The sequence below is a fragment of the Pseudoalteromonas sp. AS84 genome, assembly GCF_038900255.1.
Lineage (GTDB): Bacteria > Pseudomonadota > Gammaproteobacteria > Enterobacterales > Alteromonadaceae > Pseudoalteromonas.
In genome coordinates this window covers 1-19,068 of the sequence record NZ_JBBMQY010000010.1, presented here as the reverse complement: position 1 = coordinate 19,068, position 19,068 = coordinate 1, and the positions used below count along the sequence as shown (strand labels likewise).

At 38.1% G+C, this 19,068-nt stretch carries 14 protein-coding genes and 1 tRNA gene; 12 read left to right on the top strand and 3 right to left on the bottom strand.

What is annotated here, in order from left to right:
* Positions 1 to 72: 72 nt before the first annotated feature.
* The 8 genes from rlmE to WNY79_RS11720 all read left to right on the top strand — a co-directional run bounded on the left by rlmE (position 73) and on the right by WNY79_RS11720 (position 8,149).
* Positions 73 to 702, top strand: coding sequence for a 23S rRNA (uridine(2552)-2'-O)-methyltransferase RlmE (gene rlmE / locus WNY79_RS11755; RefSeq protein ID WP_024597867.1), 630 nt, complete (start codon positions 73 to 75; stop codon positions 700 to 702).
* A 66-nt stretch (positions 703 to 768) separates the two neighbouring features.
* Complete coding sequence (ftsH, locus tag WNY79_RS11750) at positions 769 to 2,712, top strand: ATP-dependent zinc metalloprotease FtsH (RefSeq protein WP_033012255.1); 1,944 nt, start codon at positions 769 to 771, stop codon at positions 2,710 to 2,712.
* 78 nt (positions 2,713 to 2,790) lie between these two features.
* Complete coding sequence (folP, locus tag WNY79_RS11745) at positions 2,791 to 3,639, top strand: dihydropteroate synthase (RefSeq protein WP_342875937.1); 849 nt, start codon at positions 2,791 to 2,793, stop codon at positions 3,637 to 3,639.
* On the top strand, positions 3,636 to 4,985 hold the full coding sequence (gene glmM, locus WNY79_RS11740) for a phosphoglucosamine mutase (protein ID WP_024597870.1): 1,350 nt from the start codon (positions 3,636 to 3,638) through the stop codon (positions 4,983 to 4,985). The genes folP and glmM overlap by 4 nt, the downstream gene beginning before the upstream one ends.
* Positions 4,986 to 5,056: 71 nt before the next feature.
* Positions 5,057 to 5,806 (top strand): triose-phosphate isomerase, encoded by a 750-nt coding sequence (tpiA, locus tag WNY79_RS11735; protein ID WP_342875936.1) that lies wholly within the window; start codon positions 5,057 to 5,059, stop codon positions 5,804 to 5,806.
* Between the two features lies 1 nt (position 5,807).
* Positions 5,808 to 6,161: a preprotein translocase subunit SecG gene (secG, locus tag WNY79_RS11730; protein ID WP_342875935.1), complete on the top strand. Its 354-nt coding sequence runs from the start codon at positions 5,808 to 5,810 to the stop codon at positions 6,159 to 6,161.
* Between the two features lie 79 nt (positions 6,162 to 6,240).
* Positions 6,241 to 6,325: transfer RNA gene (locus WNY79_RS11725), tRNA-Leu, on the top strand.
* 198 nt (positions 6,326 to 6,523) lie between these two features.
* Entirely contained in the window at positions 6,524 to 8,149 is a 1,626-nt protein-coding gene (locus tag WNY79_RS11720; RefSeq protein ID WP_076924485.1) for a methyl-accepting chemotaxis protein, read from the top strand.
* Between the two features lie 430 nt (positions 8,150 to 8,579).
* On the opposite strand, the gene WNY79_RS11715 is transcribed toward WNY79_RS11720, so the two are convergent.
* The 3 genes from WNY79_RS11715 to WNY79_RS11705 form a co-directional block, all read right to left on the bottom strand.
* On the bottom strand, positions 8,580 to 8,987 hold the full coding sequence (locus WNY79_RS11715; protein ID WP_024597950.1) for a phosphate ABC transporter substrate-binding protein: 408 nt from the start codon (positions 8,985 to 8,987) through the stop codon (positions 8,580 to 8,582).
* 12 nt (positions 8,988 to 8,999) lie between these two features.
* Positions 9,000 to 10,130, bottom strand: coding sequence for a porin (locus WNY79_RS11710; RefSeq protein WP_342875934.1), 1,131 nt, complete (start codon positions 10,128 to 10,130; stop codon positions 9,000 to 9,002).
* A gap of 1,011 nt (positions 10,131 to 11,141) precedes the next feature.
* Complete coding sequence (locus WNY79_RS11705; RefSeq protein ID WP_170071863.1) at positions 11,142 to 11,732, bottom strand: LuxR C-terminal-related transcriptional regulator; 591 nt, start codon at positions 11,730 to 11,732, stop codon at positions 11,142 to 11,144.
* Between the two features lie 409 nt (positions 11,733 to 12,141).
* Here WNY79_RS11705 and WNY79_RS11700 point away from each other — a divergent pair, with 409 nt between their 5' ends.
* From WNY79_RS11700 to WNY79_RS11685, 4 genes are all read left to right on the top strand, one after another.
* Complete coding sequence (locus WNY79_RS11700; protein ID WP_342875933.1) at positions 12,142 to 14,364, top strand: TonB-dependent receptor; 2,223 nt, start codon at positions 12,142 to 12,144, stop codon at positions 14,362 to 14,364.
* A gap of 265 nt (positions 14,365 to 14,629) precedes the next feature.
* Positions 14,630 to 15,751, top strand: coding sequence for a 4-phosphoerythronate dehydrogenase (locus WNY79_RS11695; RefSeq protein WP_197185669.1), 1,122 nt, complete (start codon positions 14,630 to 14,632; stop codon positions 15,749 to 15,751).
* Positions 15,752 to 15,799: 48 nt separating this feature from the next.
* Positions 15,800 to 16,816 (top strand): aspartate-semialdehyde dehydrogenase, encoded by a 1,017-nt coding sequence (locus WNY79_RS11690; protein WP_007586655.1) that lies wholly within the window; start codon positions 15,800 to 15,802, stop codon positions 16,814 to 16,816.
* A 354-nt stretch (positions 16,817 to 17,170) separates the two neighbouring features.
* A partial coding sequence (locus WNY79_RS11685; RefSeq protein ID WP_342875932.1) for a FimV/HubP family polar landmark protein occupies positions 17,171 to 19,068 on the top strand: 1,898 nt, incomplete at its 3' end.

The window sequence follows — 19,068 nt, the reverse complement described above, 5'->3', positions numbered from 1 at the left end:
CTGAATATGGCTTGAATTAAGGGTATTCTAACGCCATCTAAAGAATATTACTAATTAGTTGCGTGTTAATTTATGACAAATAAAAAACAGTCAGCCAGTTCACAGCGATGGCTGAAAGAACATTTTGATGATAAATATGTTCAAGAAGCGCAAAAAAAAGGCTGGCGTTCCCGAGCGGTTTTTAAATTAGATGAAGTACAAAATAGAGATAAGATACTTCGTCCAGGTATGACAGTTGTTGATTTAGGGGCAGCGCCAGGAAGTTGGTCTCAATATTTGGCAGAGAAAGTCGGTGACAAAGGTCAAGTGATAGCGTGTGATATATTACCGATGGACTCACTTGCTGGTGTTGACTTCTTACAAGGCGACTTTCGTGAAGAATCAGTATTAAATGCGTTGTTAAAACGTATTGATGGTAAAAATGTTGATGTGGTACTCTCTGACATGGCACCAAATATGAGTGGCAATAACTCAGTAGATCAAGCAGGTAGCATGTATTTGGTAGAACTTGCGCTAGATATGTGTAGCCAAGTACTAAAGAAAAATGGCGCATTTATTGTTAAAGTTTTCCAAGGCGAAGGCTTTGATCAATACTTGCAAGATGTACGTAATAGTTTTAAAGCAGTGAAAATACGCAAACCTGATGCCTCACGTGCCCGTTCTCGGGAAGTATATATAGTAGCGACTGGATACAAACTGTAGTACAGTTGCTTGGCGTTTAGTTGAACTTAAATTAATTGGATACAAGAGGTTAACCCCTTGAGCGATATGGCGAAAAATTTAATACTATGGCTGGTGATTGCAGTTGTGCTGATGTCAGTCTTTCAGAGCTTTAATGGCGGCGAGCAAGTTGATCGTCAAACTAGTTACACTCAATTTGTTAAAGACGTCCGTAGTGGCTCTTTACAAGAAGTTATTATTGACCGTGGTACAGGTAATATTACTGGTACTAAGAGCAGTGGTGAGCGTTTTCAAACAACGATGCCAATGTACGATGAAGACTTAATTAATGACTTACTTAAAAATGATGTAAATGTGAAGGGTGTACAACCTGAAGAACAATCATTTTTAGCGAGTATATTTATTTCTTGGTTCCCAATGATACTGCTTATAGGTGTGTGGATATTCTTCATGCGTCAAATGCAAGGCGGTGGCGGTAAAGGCGCTATGTCATTTGGTAAGAGTAAAGCTCGGTTAATGAGCGAAGACCAAATTAAAACAACGTTTGCCGATGTGGCAGGTTGTGATGAAGCGAAAGAAGACGTTACTGAATTGGTCGACTTTTTACGTGACCCATCAAAATTTCAAAAGCTTGGCGGTAGTATTCCTAAAGGCGTACTGATGGTTGGCCCTCCAGGTACCGGTAAAACGCTACTTGCAAAGGCTGTTGCTGGTGAAGCAAAAGTACCGTTTTTTACAATTTCGGGTTCAGATTTTGTTGAAATGTTTGTGGGTGTTGGTGCATCACGTGTACGTGATATGTTTGAACAAGCTAAAAAAGCGGCGCCTTGTATTATCTTTATAGATGAGATTGATGCTGTTGGTCGTAAACGTGGTGCTGGTATGGGCGGCGGTAACGACGAGCGTGAGCAAACACTTAACCAAATGCTAGTAGAGATGGATGGCTTTGGTGGTAACGAAGGTATAATCGTTATTGCAGCAACTAACCGACCAGATGTATTAGACCCTGCATTACTTCGTCCAGGTCGTTTTGACCGTCAAGTTGAAGTAGGTTTACCTGATATTCGTGGTCGTGAGCAAATACTTAAAGTACACATGCGTAAAGTGCCATTAGGCGATAACGTAGAAGCGGCTCTTATAGCACGTGGTACTCCTGGTTTCTCAGGTGCTGATTTAGCAAACTTAGTAAACGAAGCTGCGCTTTATGCTGCACGTGGTAATAAACGTGTTGTAAGTATGGCTGAATTTGACGCTGCTAAAGACAAGATCATGATGGGCGCAGAGCGCAAGACCATGGTGATGAGCGAGCAAGAAAAAGCAATGACTGCGTACCACGAAGCAGGCCATGCAATTGTTGGTCGTATGGTGCCAGAACATGATCCAGTTTATAAAGTATCTATTATTCCACGTGGCCGTGCGCTGGGTGTAACAATGTACTTACCCGAACAAGATCGTGTTAGCCATTCAAAAGAGCTTTTAGAATCAATGATTTCTAGCCTTTATGGTGGCCGTATTGCTGAAGCGCTTATTTACGGTGCAGATAAAGTAACAACGGGTGCAAGTAATGACATTGAACGAGCTACAGATATAGCGCGTAAAATGGTTACGCATTGGGGTTTAAGTGAAAAACTAGGTCCGTTACTTTACGCTGAAGATCAGAACGAAATGTATATGGGTGGCGGTGGTAGCCGTTCATCTAGCATGTCAGACGATACAGCTAAAATAATTGATGCAGAAGTACGTTTATTTTCAGATCGTAACTATCAAAGAGCAGAAGAAATATTAAAAGAAAACATTGATATTCTTCACTCAATGAAAGATGCATTAATGAAATACGAAACTATTGATGCTAAGCAAATTGATGATTTAATGGCACGCCAACCAGTGCGTGAGCCGCGTGATGCACATGACCGTCATGAAGCAAAACCGGTAAAAGCGGAAGAACCTCAAGAGCCAGTAGTTGATGAAAGTCAAAATACTGACGATTCATCAAAAAAAGATGAAACAAACCTTGATGATAAAGCTGAATAATCGTTAAAATAGTAATGAAAGCCCCGAACTTCGGGGCTTTTTTGTATCAGCTATTTAGAAAAAGAATAAAGGTTGGCAATGACTAGCATACTAAAGCTTCCGAGAGGGCGTACGCTTAATCTTGAAAAGCCCGTTATTATGGGGATATTAAATGTAACGCCGGATTCGTTTTCTGATGGTGGGCAGTTTTTAGATCCCAAAATAGCGCTAAAGCGCGCTATGCAATTATTAGATGACGGTGCGACAATTTTAGATATAGGGGGCGAATCTACTCGCCCAGGTGCGCCAGATGTCAGCTTAGAGGATGAACTTTCTCGAGTAATCCCTGCTATTAAAGCGATACGTCAGCACAGTGATTGCGCTATTTCAATTGATACCAGTAAAGCACCGGTAATGGAGCAAGCAATACTTGCAGGGGCAGACATAGTCAATGATGTTAGAGCTTTACAAGAAATAGACGCCTTAGAAACGGTTGCGCAGTATGAAGATGTAGCAATTTGTTTAATGCATATGCAAGGGCAGCCCCGCAGCATGCAATCGGCACCTCATTACGATAATTTGTTTGCAGATATAAATATGTTTTTTAGTGAACGTATTAAAGCATGTGAAACAGCTGGGATTAAGTTTGAACGACTTATTCTAGACCCAGGTTTTGGATTTGGAAAAACGCTTAGTCATAACTATCAAATATTGGCTAGGTTTGATGATTTTAATAAGTTAGGTTTGCCATTATTGGCCGGATTATCTCGTAAATCGATGATAGGTAATTTATTAAATAGAGATACAAATGAACGGTTAGCGGGCAGCTTAGCGGGTGCGTTAATCGCAGCGCAAAATGGCGCAAAAATTATTCGTGTACATGACGTAAAAGAAACCGCAGATGTACTTGGTGTATATCAAGCCTGCGAACAAGGAATTTCACAATGAAAGAAAGAAAATATTTTGGCACCGATGGCGTGCGTGGACTTGTAGGCGCTGCTCCTATAAACCCTGAGTTTGCAATGAAGTTAGGCTGGGCTGCTGGACGTGTATTATCACAAAGTGGTACTAAAAAAGTAATTATAGGTAAAGATACACGTATTTCGGGCTACATGCTTGAAACCGCACTTGAAGCTGGTTTAATCGCCGCCGGTATTGATGTTGTATTATTGGGTCCTATGCCTACACCTGCTGTAGCCTACTTAGCTCAAACATTTCGTGCAGAGGCAGGAATTGTAATTAGTGCATCACATAATCCGTATTACGATAACGGTATTAAGTTTTTTAATGGTCAAGGTTTAAAGCTCGATGATGCAGTAGAACTTGAAATAGAAGCAATGCTTGATGAGCAAATGACGTGTGTTGCTTCAGATAAATTAGGTAAAGCATCGCGTTTAGTTAGTGCGGATGGCAGGTATATAGAGTTTTGTAAGAGCCAGTTCCCGCAAGGCCTATCTTTAGAAGGTCTTAAAATTGTTGTCGATTGCGCAAATGGCGCTACTTATCATATTGCACCTTCTGTTATGCGTGAACTTGGCGCAGAAGTAATGACACATGCATGCGAGCCTAATGGCGTTAATATCAATCATGAATGTGGCGCTACTCACGTAGATGCCCTTAAACGTAAAGTGCTTGAACTTAAAGCCGACGTAGGTATTGCATACGATGGTGATGGTGACCGCGTAATGATGGTTGATCATAATGGCCGCGTTTTTGATGGTGATGATCTGGTTTATATTATTGCTTGCCAAGCAGCCCAAGATGATAATTTGGGTGGTGGTGTAGTTGGCACTGTTATGTCTAACATGGGCCTTGAAAATGCTTTAAAAGCAAAAGGTATCGAGTTTGCTCGCAGTAAAGTAGGGGACCGCTATGTTATGGAGTTACTACAGCAAAAAGGCTGGAAAATTGGCGGCGAAAGCTCAGGCCATGTACTTAATCTAGATTTAATTAGCACGGGTGATGGCATTATATCAAGCTTGCAAGTACTGGCTGCTATGGTTGCACAAAATCGTACATTACAAGATTTAGGTGCTGGTTTTACCAAGTATCCAATGAAAATGATAAACGTGCGTTATACCGCTGGAACTGACCCTACAAAAGCACCTGAAGTACTTTCAGCTGTAGCAGAAGTTGAGCTTGCTTTAGGCGATAAAGGCCGTGTTTTACTGCGTAAATCAGGCACTGAACCTGTGGTTCGTGTTATGGTTGAAGCCGAGCAAGAAAAAATTGTAATAGACAGCGCTCAAAAAATTGCAGCTGTTGTAGAATCTATGAGCAAACAAACTGATTAATAACAATAACCTCTTGTAACTTTGGGCGAGAAAAGTTAATATCTCGCCCGCTTTCTAATGTGGAGTGGATAATGGCAATACGCAAGGCGATGGTCGCAGGCAACTGGAAAATGAATGGCTCTTTAGAGTTAGTTAAACAAATGTCTGACGCCATTAACGATGTAAAATCACAAGAGATGGACATTGTTTTATTTCCTCCATACCCACTTGTATCTGCAATGGTAGCTAGCGGTGTTTCTACAGGAGCTCAAACTGTTTCTGAAAATACACCTGGCGCATTTACTGGTGAAGTTGATGCGCAGCTTATAAAAGATTTAGGTGCAACTTACGTACTCGTTGGTCATTCTGAACGCCGCAGTATTTATAACGAAAGTAATGCAACAGTCGCTGAAAAGTTTGCTAGGGCACAGCAAGTTGGTTTAACACCAATTTTATGTGTAGGCGAAAGCGAAAGCGAGCAAGAGAACGGTCAAACCGAACAAGTAGTTGCTGCACAAATTGATGCAGTAATAGAGAAATTAGGTGTAGCAGCACTGAAAGATTCTGTGATAGCATACGAGCCCGTTTGGGCCATAGGCACAGGTAAGACTGCATCGCCAGAGCAGGCACAAACTGTTCATAAATTTATCCGTGACAAAATTGCATCACTTGACAGCAATTTAGCACAAGGGCTTACCATCTTATACGGTGGTAGCGTTAATGAAAAAAATAGCGAATTATTATTTGCACAAACAGATATAGATGGCGGCTTAATTGGCGGCGCAAGTCTAAAGGCAGAGTCTTTTACTGCAATCTGTAACAGTGCAAAAGGGACTGTATAAGATGTACGAAATTTTATTAGTAGTTTATTTAGTTGTGGCTTTAGCTTTAGTTGGAATGGTTTTAATTCAACAAGGTAAAGGCGCAGATATGGGTTCTTCATTTGGCGCTGGTGCATCAGGCACTGTTTTTGGTTCGTCAGGTGCTGGTAACTTTATGACAAAAACAACCACAAGCTTAGCAACGGTATTTTTTGTTTTAAGCATTGTGTTAGGAAACCTAACAGCTGGTCAAATTAAAAAGACCGACGAATGGGAAAACCTAGAAGCAGCTCCAGCAGTAGAAACAGTAGTTCCTGTTGAAGAAGATGTTCCCGTAACATCTACAAAAGACCAAAGCTCTGAAGTACCGAACTAATTTAGCGTAAAGCTATCGTTAAACGATTTATCTTCCTCAAATAAGTCACATGTTTAACACCTGAGCGAAAGCTTAAAATGCGGATGTGGTGGAATTGGTAGACACGCCACCTTGAGGGGGTGGTGCTTTAGGGCATGGGGGTTCAAGTCCCCCCATCCGCACCAAATTTAGAAACCAGTAGCAGTGATGTTACTGGTTTTTTTGTATCTGGAATTTATTGTGGGTGTTTTTTGAACGATGTGTGTTTGTTGTTAAATAATTCTTCTATTTGTTAGAAAAAACTAGAAATATTACAAATTTAGCTCACACTTATAGATATCAAGCCGATAATAGATATAGACAATAAAATAAGGTAGCACAGTATGGCTTCAGGCTTCTCTTTTCAAAACCTAAGCATAACAAAAAAAATACATGCAATAACATGTATTGCGGTTGTGGCTTTTGTAGTGATCGTATTGATAAACTATTTAGCTATGAATGATAATAAGGTTTCTCTCGATGAAATGAGTAACTCATCGTATAAAGTTGTAAAAATAACGTCGCAAAACGTAGGGCTTTTAGAGAAACTTGATGAACTTTATACCCAAGCTGTTACGTTTGGTGAGCAAGACCTTATAGTTAAAGCAGATGAGGTATATCAAGCTTTAGAGTCTAATATTGCATTAATAACGCAACTTAATAACTCCTACATTAATAACGATATTATTAATGAGTTGTCAGATTATGAAAAAATATCCTCAAGTATTGCTACAGGTATGGTTAACGGTACAGCTGATTTTAGTAAGATTCAGCAACAAGCGCAGCTTAAAACAAGCTTATATGGATCTGTTTTAGAAAGCTTTAAAGGCGCTCAACAAAAAGCTGATAATCGTTTTTTTGAACTGGTTGCCAACACTAAAGCGCGCTCTGATGAAGCATTAACTCTAATGTTAGCTGTATCCATTATTTCATTAATTTTATTATTGTTTATGGCTATTTGGATTGCTAAGAATATAGGCTCATCTGCTAGTGATGCAGCTAACAACCTTAGTTTATTAGCAAGCGGGAATGGTTCTTTAAGCACCCAACTATCTGTTAATTCAGAAGACGAGATTGGCCAAGTTTCTATTAATTTCAATGCATTTATTTCCTTGCTAAGAGAAACGGTTCTTGAAGTTATTGCTGTATGTGAGCCTTTAATGGAAAACTCAACACGACTAGTTCAAGGTATGGAACAAGCTGAGCGCGCTACAACAAAACAAACCACTGATGCTGAAATTGTTAAGCAATCTATGGAAGAAATGAAGCAGAGTGTTGGTGACATATCAGAATCTGCGGCTAACGCTTCTCACGCTGCTGAAACGGCCGAGAAAGAAGTTGAACAAAGTCGTACACAAGTGCAAATGTCAGTTACCGCCTCTCGTACGCTCAGTGATGAAATCAATCGAGCTGCAAGTACTATCAATAAGCTTGCGGACGATACAAAAAATGTATCGCAGATTTTGAATGTAATCACGTCTATTGCAGATCAGACAAACTTACTTGCCCTTAATGCTGCTATTGAAGCCGCTCGAGCAGGTGAACATGGAAGAGGTTTTGCGGTAGTGGCTGATGAGGTTCGTGAACTGGCTTCTCGCACTGCACATTCTACTAATGAAATACGTGAACTATTGGGGTCATTAACGACTGCCGCAAATGAATCTGTAGCAGCTATGACTTCAGCACGAGATATGGCAACAGATAATGCTACAGCCGCAGAGAAAACAGGTATTTCAATAGAGAAAATCGCAGAGCAAATGTTAGAAATTAATGGTATGAATTCGCAAATAGCAGCAGCGACAGAGGAACAAACATCCGTTGCAGCTATGGTAGTAGATAATGTGTCAAATATGCATGTATCGTTCGAAGATACTATGGACTCATTACTTGCTGTTCGCGACGTAGCCAAAAACCTTCACTACCTATCAGACAACTTATTAGATGCAACAGCTAAGTTTAGAATTGAGTAAAGCTTAGTACTGAGTCAGTATAAAAATCTACCCAAGGGTTGATGCCAGTTAGTTAACCGCTGACTGGCTTTTTTTGGATATTTGACATACCTAGTTTATGCTCACCCTCGCTTTATTAGTAATATTTGATGCTCTACTTAAGCTTACGATTACTCTATTTATTTAGGGATGCTCCCTGAGTTCTCAATAAACATAGTCTGAATTAAGTTAATAATATTAATTACACACGTCGCAACACTCAGTTCACAGAAGTCTTCTGAATTGGGTACGTAGCTATTGGCTAGATGAAGTGTTGTAGTGGGTTGGAAAAGAAAAGGCTTCTGAATAAATTCAGAAGCCTTTATAAACGAACCAGAAGGCCGGTTTATCGATTAGTTAAATACTTATCAACCTATCTGCATTAACCTCTGGGGTTATATCAATTTTACTGCTAAAAAGTAGCAATTACTTTAACTTTATCGGTCACTTTAGCGCTATCAACATAGCCAATAGCGTCGTTATTAGCGGCAACAAAATCAATAACAGCTTGGTCAGTTGTTAGTTTTTCAGGTGGGGTACCTTTACCTGTAAATACAAGCTTTGACCAATATGCATTTAACTGACTGCTAGACTTACCCACTACTTTGTCGTTAAATTCATCGGCTACAGATGTACCGTCTTGATTTATAGGATTAACTTTATCGCCATTACTAAATGACTTACTTTTTCCCAGATAAATCTTTTTTATTGTGTCAGCATCTACAGAGCTAGCATTGCTTGGATTAATAATCACAGCAACTTCTGCAAATACATTAATTGAGCACAATGAAAGTGCACTTACTAAAATTAATTTTTTCATCATAGGCTCCAATTAAAAGACAAGATCTACACCGACAGCTACAACATCCGTATCTGTATCAGTTATGTCATCTTCAAAACGACTAAAGTCGATCTTGAAAGCAGCGGAAGGATGAAAATCATAACGTGCACCAATTGTGTATACGTTACTTTGTGCACGAAGACCTTCAAGAGCACCATTTACAGCTGAATTTAAGGTTGGTATTGACTCAATGGTATTAAAACGTGATGAGTCATGTTTGTCATCATTGTCTTCATAAGTAAAATGAACAATTACACTGTCAATACGGTAACCAACTGATGCGTAATACTGTGACTGTTCTGGTAGTATACTGTCTTCAACCTCAAATTGCGTATATTCGGCATCAAACAAAAAGTTTTCATAATCAATAGAAAAACCAACGCCAACGAAGCTCGTTTTATCTTCTTCAGTGATTAGGTCATTCGCCGTATTAGTTAAGCCACTATCAGACAATACACTTACGAGACCAATTAGGCCGCTATCCTCTGATGAAATGCTAGTGTCGGCCACAATGTATGCAGCTCGCGCACTGAACCAGTCGTATGATAGACTCCAGTTTATACCGCCTAAATTATTTAATTGAGCAGGTAATTCTGTTCCAAATACATCAATATCACCATCGAATGCACCATAAAAGCCTTGAAGCGTAGAATCCCAATCACCCAATTGAGAGCTGTAAACTACACTAACTCCTTCATAAGTTGAAAATGGGATACCGTATACTGATTTTGGCGGACGTACCCAGCGATAAGCATAACCTACATCCAAGAAATCAGAGTACTTGTAAAAAGGAACACGCATTTTACCAGCGCTAAATTGCAGTTCATCGCTGTATTCATAAGTAACGTATGCCCATTCGAATGTAGCGTCAAAGTCATCCTCTCCACGCGCAATAATTTGAGCCGTAGCTGTTAGCTTTTCATGTAGGTCTGCAGATAATTGTAAAGCGAATTTACTCTCATTTTTAAAAGAGATATCGTCATCATAGCCGTACAAAGTACTGTCACTATCCAGACTTTTACCACCGACAATTGATGCAAAACCATTAATTCTTACCTCAGCACTAGCATAGCTAGATGCTAAAACTGCACATACAGCCACTGCTACAGATAGCTTTTTCATATGTTGTTCCTATTTGTTATTTAAATGTTGATTTCTTTATTAGTATAAGTGCATAACGAGTATTTATCTAATAAACAGAATGGTTTAAGGTTTTTATTTAATTTTAAGTCAATATTATTTTGTTTTTACAAATTAATCCCGTGATAATGTTTGTACATTAAAAATGTTTAGCCCTGTCTTCGGGTATAAAAATATGCCACCTACAACTTATTTTAATAATTTTATCTGTAAGCTATTTGTGCTGTATTTAGTGCTACACAAAGTTGCTATTACTTAACTCTATGTATTTCATATAAGTTACTTGGTTTAAATGTTTATATTTTATGTAAATATATAGTCGAAATTATTAATAAGTAAAGTTAGTTATAAGCAAATAGCAACTTTCTAAACGGAAGTTCTATTATAGGATTAAATTTTTCTAAGCGAGATTGTTAAGAGGAAATAGCACTCATGGAGAAGCTAACTTGTTTTTATTATGTTGCTTTGTAATGAACGCATACGGTTACGATGAAGTAAGTCTTTTGATAGGTTATATCTCGCCACTTAGCGTCTCTATTATACAAAATAATACCTTGCAGTTTTATCAGGTGGCCTCCTGAGTACAAAGCTAGTGATTAATTGCAATTCGCCTATGGGGGAATCAGTGTAATCTGACAATGGTGGTCTTAGTAATCAGTAATTATTACACTAGCATTCCAGCAGTGTGTGCTAAAAAGTGGTGGTGCCGAGCCATTACTTTGCACGATAAGTAATACGAATACTTTGCAATTATTTCAGGCAATAAAGAATGAGAAAAAGAATGTGTTTTTTGCTTGCAGTATTGTTGTTCGCAAGGTGGGTTTTTAATATTGACTCTTCATTGAAGGCAATTAAAAAATGCTGTTTAAGAAAAGAAAGGGGCTGGTTATCTCGTGTATTTAAGTGAGGCTAACATTGACTTTACGCTTTCAGTTTAAATAATAATTCAGAATCATAGTCGAGTAGGCACAATGAGGCTTCAAATAAACCCGCTTAAGCATTGATTTTATTTAAGTTTTTTTGACACCAAAGTAATGCTTGTTGCTTGTTCTTCACAGCAATCTTTTGATAAACCTTGTGTAAGTGCACGCGAACAGTAGCTTCACTTATAAATAAAGTGTCGGCAATTGCACTTGAATGTAAGCCAGAAAATAATAAGTTTAATACTTTCATTTCTTTACTGGTTAAGTTGTTTGATTGCAGTGTAGTTTGTTGTTCACTCGCTAGCATTTGCCTCATCCAATCATCGGTTACTGCACGAGGGAACCATAACTTTCCTTGTTCAATTGCTTCTAATCCTTGTTGTAGTAGTACTTCGTCTGTGCCTTCATAAAACAATCCTTTTAAATTTGGCCACTCTTTTAATGGCAGTACATCGCAGTCTTTTGGGACATCAAAAATAACGAGTCCTTGATGACCGTTTTTTAGCATAAACTGATTTATAAGTTCATAATTGGTAATGACGTTTAAAGCTTGATAATTAACGAGTAGGACGTTGAAGTCAGCTGCAACACAAAAAAGTGAGGTGTAATTTGAGTTGGTGAAGCATTTTGGGCTTTTATCTACTGTATTTACAATATTCATAATATTCTATCCATAGATTACATTTTAGTACTATATTCTTATTTTTAGTTAATTTCAATGATAGGAGAATGTGTTTTAGCTCTTTTTTTATACACTAAAGTGCATGTGTATAGTACATTTTATGTGTTTTTTAAAATTGTATTTATGCGATTTTTTGTTTTAAAACAGCTTTTTAGTGAGGTTGATATTAATGTTCTTTATTTGTGATAATCCACCAAAAACTAACAATGTCTAAATCACTTTTATTCTTTATACATTCATTCAAATAATTTATACATTTCTTCACAATTCTGTCATATAATACCCGTCCAGAGGAAAGGTGCTATTAAGCATCTTTTTTTATGCCTGAATTTTATACTCTTAAGTATAAATGCATAACTAAATCATCCGGTATCCTTTGGAGAATATTTTGAAATTACGTAACCTCTCACAGTTAAGCTTAGCAATTCTTGCTTCACTCACTACCTCTGTAAACAGCGAAGAAGCTAAAACAACAGCTAAACAAGACGCATTCGAAAAGATAGAAGTCACAGCTCGTAAACGTACAGAGAGCCTGTTTGAATCTCCAACCGCTATCACGTCAATTGGCGCTAATCTAATTGATAAAGCCAATATGAGTAACTTAGAAGATATTGGTAAATATGTTCCAAATTTAAATATTACCCGCTATGGCGTGGGTAATTCTGCGCATGCGTCTGTATTTATCCGCGGTATAGGTTTGCAAGATCATATAATAACTACCGATCCGGGTGTGGGTGTGTATCTTGATGGTGTGTACTTAGGTCGTCAAATGGGTTCTAACTTATCATTACCTAATGTTGAGCGTGTTGAAGTGCTTCGTGGCCCACAAGGTACTTTATATGGCCGTAATACATTAGGTGGCGCTGTAAATGTAATTACCAAACAACCTGGTGATGAAGGTATTGTAACTACTACTGCAAAGCTGGGGAGTCGCGGACGTATTGCAGGTGATGTTTATTTTAACAATTCACTAACAGATGATGTAAGTATGTCTGCAAGTGCATCGTACAAAACACGTGATGGTGTGGGCGAGGCAGTTAATTTAGCAAACCCAGAAAAAGAAATTGGTGAAGAAGAGGAGTTTAGCGGCCGTGTTGCACTTAAATGGCAAGTAAAAACCGACTTAGCATTTACTTTTTCTTTAGATGGTGTCGATAACGAATCTGGCCAATCGCCCTACACAATTGAATTAACTGATCCGCTAGATGCAAGCGATGTGTTTAATGGAGATTTCCCATTATTGACTCAAGATTTAATTCCATCAGACCCTGATGATTTAGGTACAACCGTTGCGGGTATTGAATCTACCTCTTACTCAGGTTGGGGCACATCGTTTTCAGCCGATTGGGCAATTAACGATACTTATACTACTAAGTTTATCTCAAGTTACCGTACATCTGAGTATGAAGGTGGCCTAGATGATGATGCATCACCTTTAAACTTGTCTGAGTTCCCAGAGGAGGGCGGTGCTGATCAATACTCTTTTGAAGTTCAGCTAAATGCAACATTCGATAATATGGACTTTGTATCTGGTCTTTACTTTTTTAATGAAGATGGCTTTACACGTTCAGGCCCGTTTGTATTTAGCCCATTTAATACACCTAATGGCTTGTTGAATGATGGTGTAACAGAATCATTTGGTGGTTACGGTGAATTTGAAATTAACCAAGAAACGAATTCGTATGCAGCATATATAAATGCCAGCTACGATTTAACTAACGATTTAACGGTTGGTGGTGGCCTTCGTTATTCAAAAGATAAGAAAGATGCAAATGCTATATTCCCATCATTTCCAACTCGTAAGTATGTAAGTGCGGATTTTGATGCAGTTACGTGGGATGTAAATGCATCTTATCAGCTTAGCAATAATATGAATGTGTATGGCCAGGTTCAAAAAGGTTATCAAACAGGTGGTTTTCCACCGCGTCCATTTGGTGGACCAGATCAATTTGTATCGTTTGACGAAACAAAAGCGGTTAACTACGAAATGGGTTTAAAAGGCCAAGTACACGAAAATGTATCTATGATGCTTGCGGTATTTGTGACTGATTACACCGATTTAGCATTGCCGTTTTCAGATCCAACAGCGGGTGGTGGCTTTGTAACAATTGTAGAAAATGCGGGTCAATCTAAAGCGCAAGGTATTGAACTTGAAACAACCGTTGCTATTACCGATGACTTTACTATTCGTAGTGCAGTTGGTTATTTAGATTCTGAAATAACAGAAGTTGCTGAGGGCGTACAAGGCATAGGTAAAGGCGATTCACCAGCACTTACACCACGCTGGACTGTCATGGTTGCACCTTCTTACTTTATGGATTTAGAGAGTGGCGCAACACTTGCGTTTAATGCTAATTATTCGTATCGCAGTGAAATGCAAGGTCAATCAGTTTACAACCAAAGTGAGACTATTGATTCTCGTGAATTAGTTGGTTTTAATATTTCGTACACTAATTCATATGGCGATATGGAAGTTACACTGTATGGTGAAAACGTTCTAAACGAAGTTTACGATGTTGGTCGTCTACAACAATCAGGTTTTGTTGGTGTAATGCGTAGTAATGACCGCAGCGAATTTGGTTTAAAATTCAAAAAAGATTTTGAGCTATAAACTAAAATCAAGTAAATAAAATTCGATGTAATTGAAGTTTATTTTTCATAATAAAGGCCGAATCATGCTGTGATTCGGCCTTTATATATTCAATAGTAAAATTATTATCCGCATAATTTAAATCCCTAATTTAAATTGCTGATTTAAAACAATCAACATAACCACTTTTAAGTATTTGTATCAGCTTAAATGCGCCTTTTTAGTTTGTGTAAAGGCTTGGTTGTTCGTTACAATGGCGCCACTTAATTGCCAAACGGACTCAGTGATGAAAATTCTTGCCGATCAAAATATGCCTTTAGTTGAGCAGTACTTTGCAGACTTTGGTGAGGTTGAGCGTTTTGATGGTCGTAAATTAACGCCTGAACAATTAATAAATGTAGATGTACTCCTTACTCGTTCAGTGACTAATGTTAATCATGAACTATTGGCACAAGCTAACAAGCTGCGCTTTGTGGGGACTGCCACAATTGGCATTGACCATATTGATACGCAATTACTACATGACAGAAATATTGCTTTTACCAGTGCACCTGGTTGTAATGCCGTTGCTGTAGCTGAATATGTAATTAGTAGTTTATTTGCATTAAGCCAAGAAAATGCGCGCCCATTATGTGGTCAAACAATTGGTATTGTTGGTATGGGTAACATTGGCACGTGTTTGTCGCAAAAATTAAAAGCATTAAATGTCGACGTACTGCTGTGCGATCCAATTAAGCACGAAAAGGGCCTACTACAAGAGCATGTAGCGCTTGATGAGTTATTAGCGCAATCAGATGTTGTTACTTTTCATGTTCCACTTGTTATAAGTGGCGAGCACAAAACGCTGCACATGATGAATAAAGAGCGATTAAAAGCACTTAAGCCAGGACTCACGCTAATTAACGCAAGCCGAGGCGATGTAATTGATAATCAAGCTTTGCTTGAGGTAATGGAAGCTGGGGCTGATTTAGATTTAGTACTTGATGTATGGGAAAAAGAGCCCAATATTCTAACTGAATTACTAGAGCATGTGCGTTATGCCAGTGTGCATATCGCAGGGCATACACTTGAGGGGAAAGCACGAGGTACACAAATGTTGTATCAAAAATTGTGTGACCTAAAAGGTGTAGAGGTGAGTAAATCGTTGGATGATTTTTTACCAATGCCTGCTATTACAAATGCAACTGTCACGCAAAGCCTTAATGAGCAAGATATTGCCCGTTTGGTGCATTTAATTTATGACGTACGCCGCGATGACGGAATTTTACTTCGTCATTTAGAAGGTGAGGGCTTTGATAGTTTACGTAAAAACTATCCGGTAAGGCGAGAATTTAGCACCTTATTCCTACAAGGTGATAGCCCACAACTAGCAGCACTTAGTCAACTTGGCTTTAGCATAGCTAAATAATTATTTAACTAACGATGTTGTTTTAATGTCGTTTATAGAGGAAGAAATATGTCGCAAAAATATAACGTTGCCGTACTTGGCGCTACTGGTTTAGTAGGCCGTCAAATCATTGAAACGCTAGCAGATCGTAAGTTTCCTGTCGATCAGCTTTTTTTACTTGCGAGCAGCCGCAGCGCAGGTGAAGACATAAAGTTTCGTGGTGAGACCATTGAAGTACTTGACGTTGAAGGCTTTGACTTTAGCCAAGCGCATATAGGTTTGTTTTCTGCTGGTGGTAGTGTATCTGAAAAATATGCCCCTATTGCTGCTGATGCCGGCTGTATTGTAATTGATAATACATCGCACTTTAGAAATGATTTTGAAATCCCGCTAGTGGTGCCAGAAGTTAATGCTTCAAGTCTAGCTGACTTTAGAAACCGTAATATTATTGCTAACCCTAACTGTTCAACTATTCAGATGATGCTAGCACTTAAACCAATTTATGATGCTTATGGAATAGACCGTATCAACGTATCTACTTACCAAGCTGTATCGGGTGCAGGTAAAGAAGCGGTTGATGAACTTGCAAAGCAAACAGCTAATTTGATGAATGCACGCCCTATGGACAATAAAGTATTTCCAAAGCAAATTGCATTTAACGTTATTCCTCAAATTGATAGCTTTGAAGATAATGGCTACACGCGTGAAGAAATGAAAATGGTAAATGAAACTCATAAAATTTTGGGTGATACCACCATTGCAGTAAATCCTACATGTGTACGTGTTCCCGTATTTTTTGGTCACTCAGAATCAATTAATATTGAAACGCGCATGCCTTATGACTTTGAACACGTTAAGCAACTTTTAAAAGACGCGCCTGGTGTTGAGCTAATTGATGATGAAGGTGATTACCCTACAGCAGTGTCTGACGCTAGTGGTAACGATACTGTTTATATAGGCCGATTACGTGCTGATATTTCTCATCCTCATGGATTAAACATGTGGGTTGTAAGTGATAACACTCGTAAAGGTGCTGCAACTAACAGTATCCAAATTGCAGAAGAGCTTATTGCTAATTACATGTAATAGTTAATAGCGTTGAACACACTTGAGAAGCGGTAAACATTATTTGTTTGCCGCTTTTTGTTTATAGAGCTTGTCAATTTTTTGCCGTTTAATTCTAAAAGTATATAAACTGATTGATAACACTCAATAAATTAATATTTATAAAGATGTTTTAAGGCATTTATTTTCAAGGTGTTGCGATGGATATTAAGCCCTAACTGGTTTATAGTTTGTAATTGGAATAGAGCTTGCAATAAAAATAGATTGTAATAATAAATGCGAGTCAGTCATTTGGCTGATAACAGCAATAATCAACAATATTTATGCACTTAAGCTTTAAGTGTTTTGTTAATATTTAAATATTAAAGGATCAGCATGCGCGGTTTAGTTACACTTATTATATTAGCGTCTGCATTGATAGTAACGCCAGTTTACTCTCAAGACAGTACCCAATTAAAGGGGCCTAAAGGCGTTGACTATGGTGCGCAAGGGCGATCTATTGGGCCAATTAAACCAACTGACACACTTTGGCGTTTAGCGGCTAAAGTGCGCCCAGATAACTCCGTCAGCATTTATCAAGTTATGCAGGCCTTGTATAACAAAAACCCCAACTCATTTTTAGAACAAAATCTTAACCATATTCAAAATGGTGCCTATTTAAAAATCCCAACTTTAGCCGAAATAAAAAGTGTAAATACACAGCTTGCAAAGCAACGTTCTGAGCAAGATGATGCATTATGGGAAAAGAAAAAAAATGGCACACTTACGCAAAGCGAAATTACCTCAGCGCAAACAAAAGTAACTCAAGCTCGTAAAGTCGACGTAGACGATGCCAAAAAAGAGATACAGAAAGAATTAAATGAAATAAAAACAGAGCAAGGTACTAAGCTGGTTGAGTTACAACAACAGTTTAAAAATTCTGTAAGCAATGTAGAAGAAATTTTAGTTGAAAATAATAATCTTAAAAAACAATTATCAGGTATTTCAAACGAACTCGAAAACTTACGCTTACAGTTAGGACAAGACAGCGAAATTCAAAATCAGTTAAAAGAACTAATTGTTAAACAAAACGAGATTATTGCACAACAAAAAAAACAAGAGGTAATACCAAAAGAATCGTTTGATTTAAGCTCATTATTTTCAAATCCTATAGTGCTGGGTTTATTAATGTTTATTCCTGGGCTACTGATTGTTTTTGCAATTGTTATGTTTTTACGCAAACGAGCAAGTAATCAAGAAGAGCCACAAAACGATGATGACTTTTTACCACAAACCCCAACTTATACTGGCGATGATGATTTAGATCCAAGTTTAAATGACGATCCAATTGTACCCGATCCTTTAGATGACTTGAGTGTTCAACTTGATGATAATCTCGAAAATGATATGTTGCCTGATGATGATTTAGATGACGGCCTAGATGATTTTTCTGGTGGTGAAAATTTACTCGATCAGGATGAGCTCGAAAGCCTACTAAGTGATGACATTGTTTTTGATGATGAAAATACCGATGACAATGATGAACTTGATATTTTTATGCAGCAAGGTTTTGATCAACCTTCAGATGAAAACGCTGAAGATATAGATTTAGACTTATCTGATGACTCAATAAACAATGATGAAATTCTAACTAATGACGATTTAGATAGCTTGTTTGATGAAGACGATAGTCTACCTGAGTTTGATGCACCGCAAACAAGCGAAGCTTTAGAAGATGATAGCTTAGAGTCTCATGATGAAATGGCGGCTTTAAGTGAGGAGCTTGCAGATGATGATAATTTTGATATAGATGAATTATTAGATCAAACATCAACAGAATTAGATACCTCAGATAACACTTTAGATGAACTTGATTCAAGCGACAACTTTGATTTAGATGATATAGATAGCTTAATTGATGAAGCGAATGAACCAAAAAGTGATGTGGTAGATGACTCAATTGATGCAGAGTTACTCGACGAAAATGAACTTCTAGAAGAAAACGACAACTTTGATTTAGACGACATAGATAGTTTAATTGATGAAGCAGCAGTTGATGCTGCAGATGGTTCATTAGTTGAGGAAAGTGACGACTTTGATTTAGACGACATAGATAGTTTAATTGATGAAGCAGCAGTTGATACTGCAGATGATTCATTAGTTGAGGAAAGTGACGACTTTGATTTAGACGACATAGATAGTTTAATTGATGAGGCCGCAGTTGATACTGCAGATGATTCATTAGTTGAGGAAAGTGACGACTTTGATTTAGACGACATAGATAGTTTAATTGA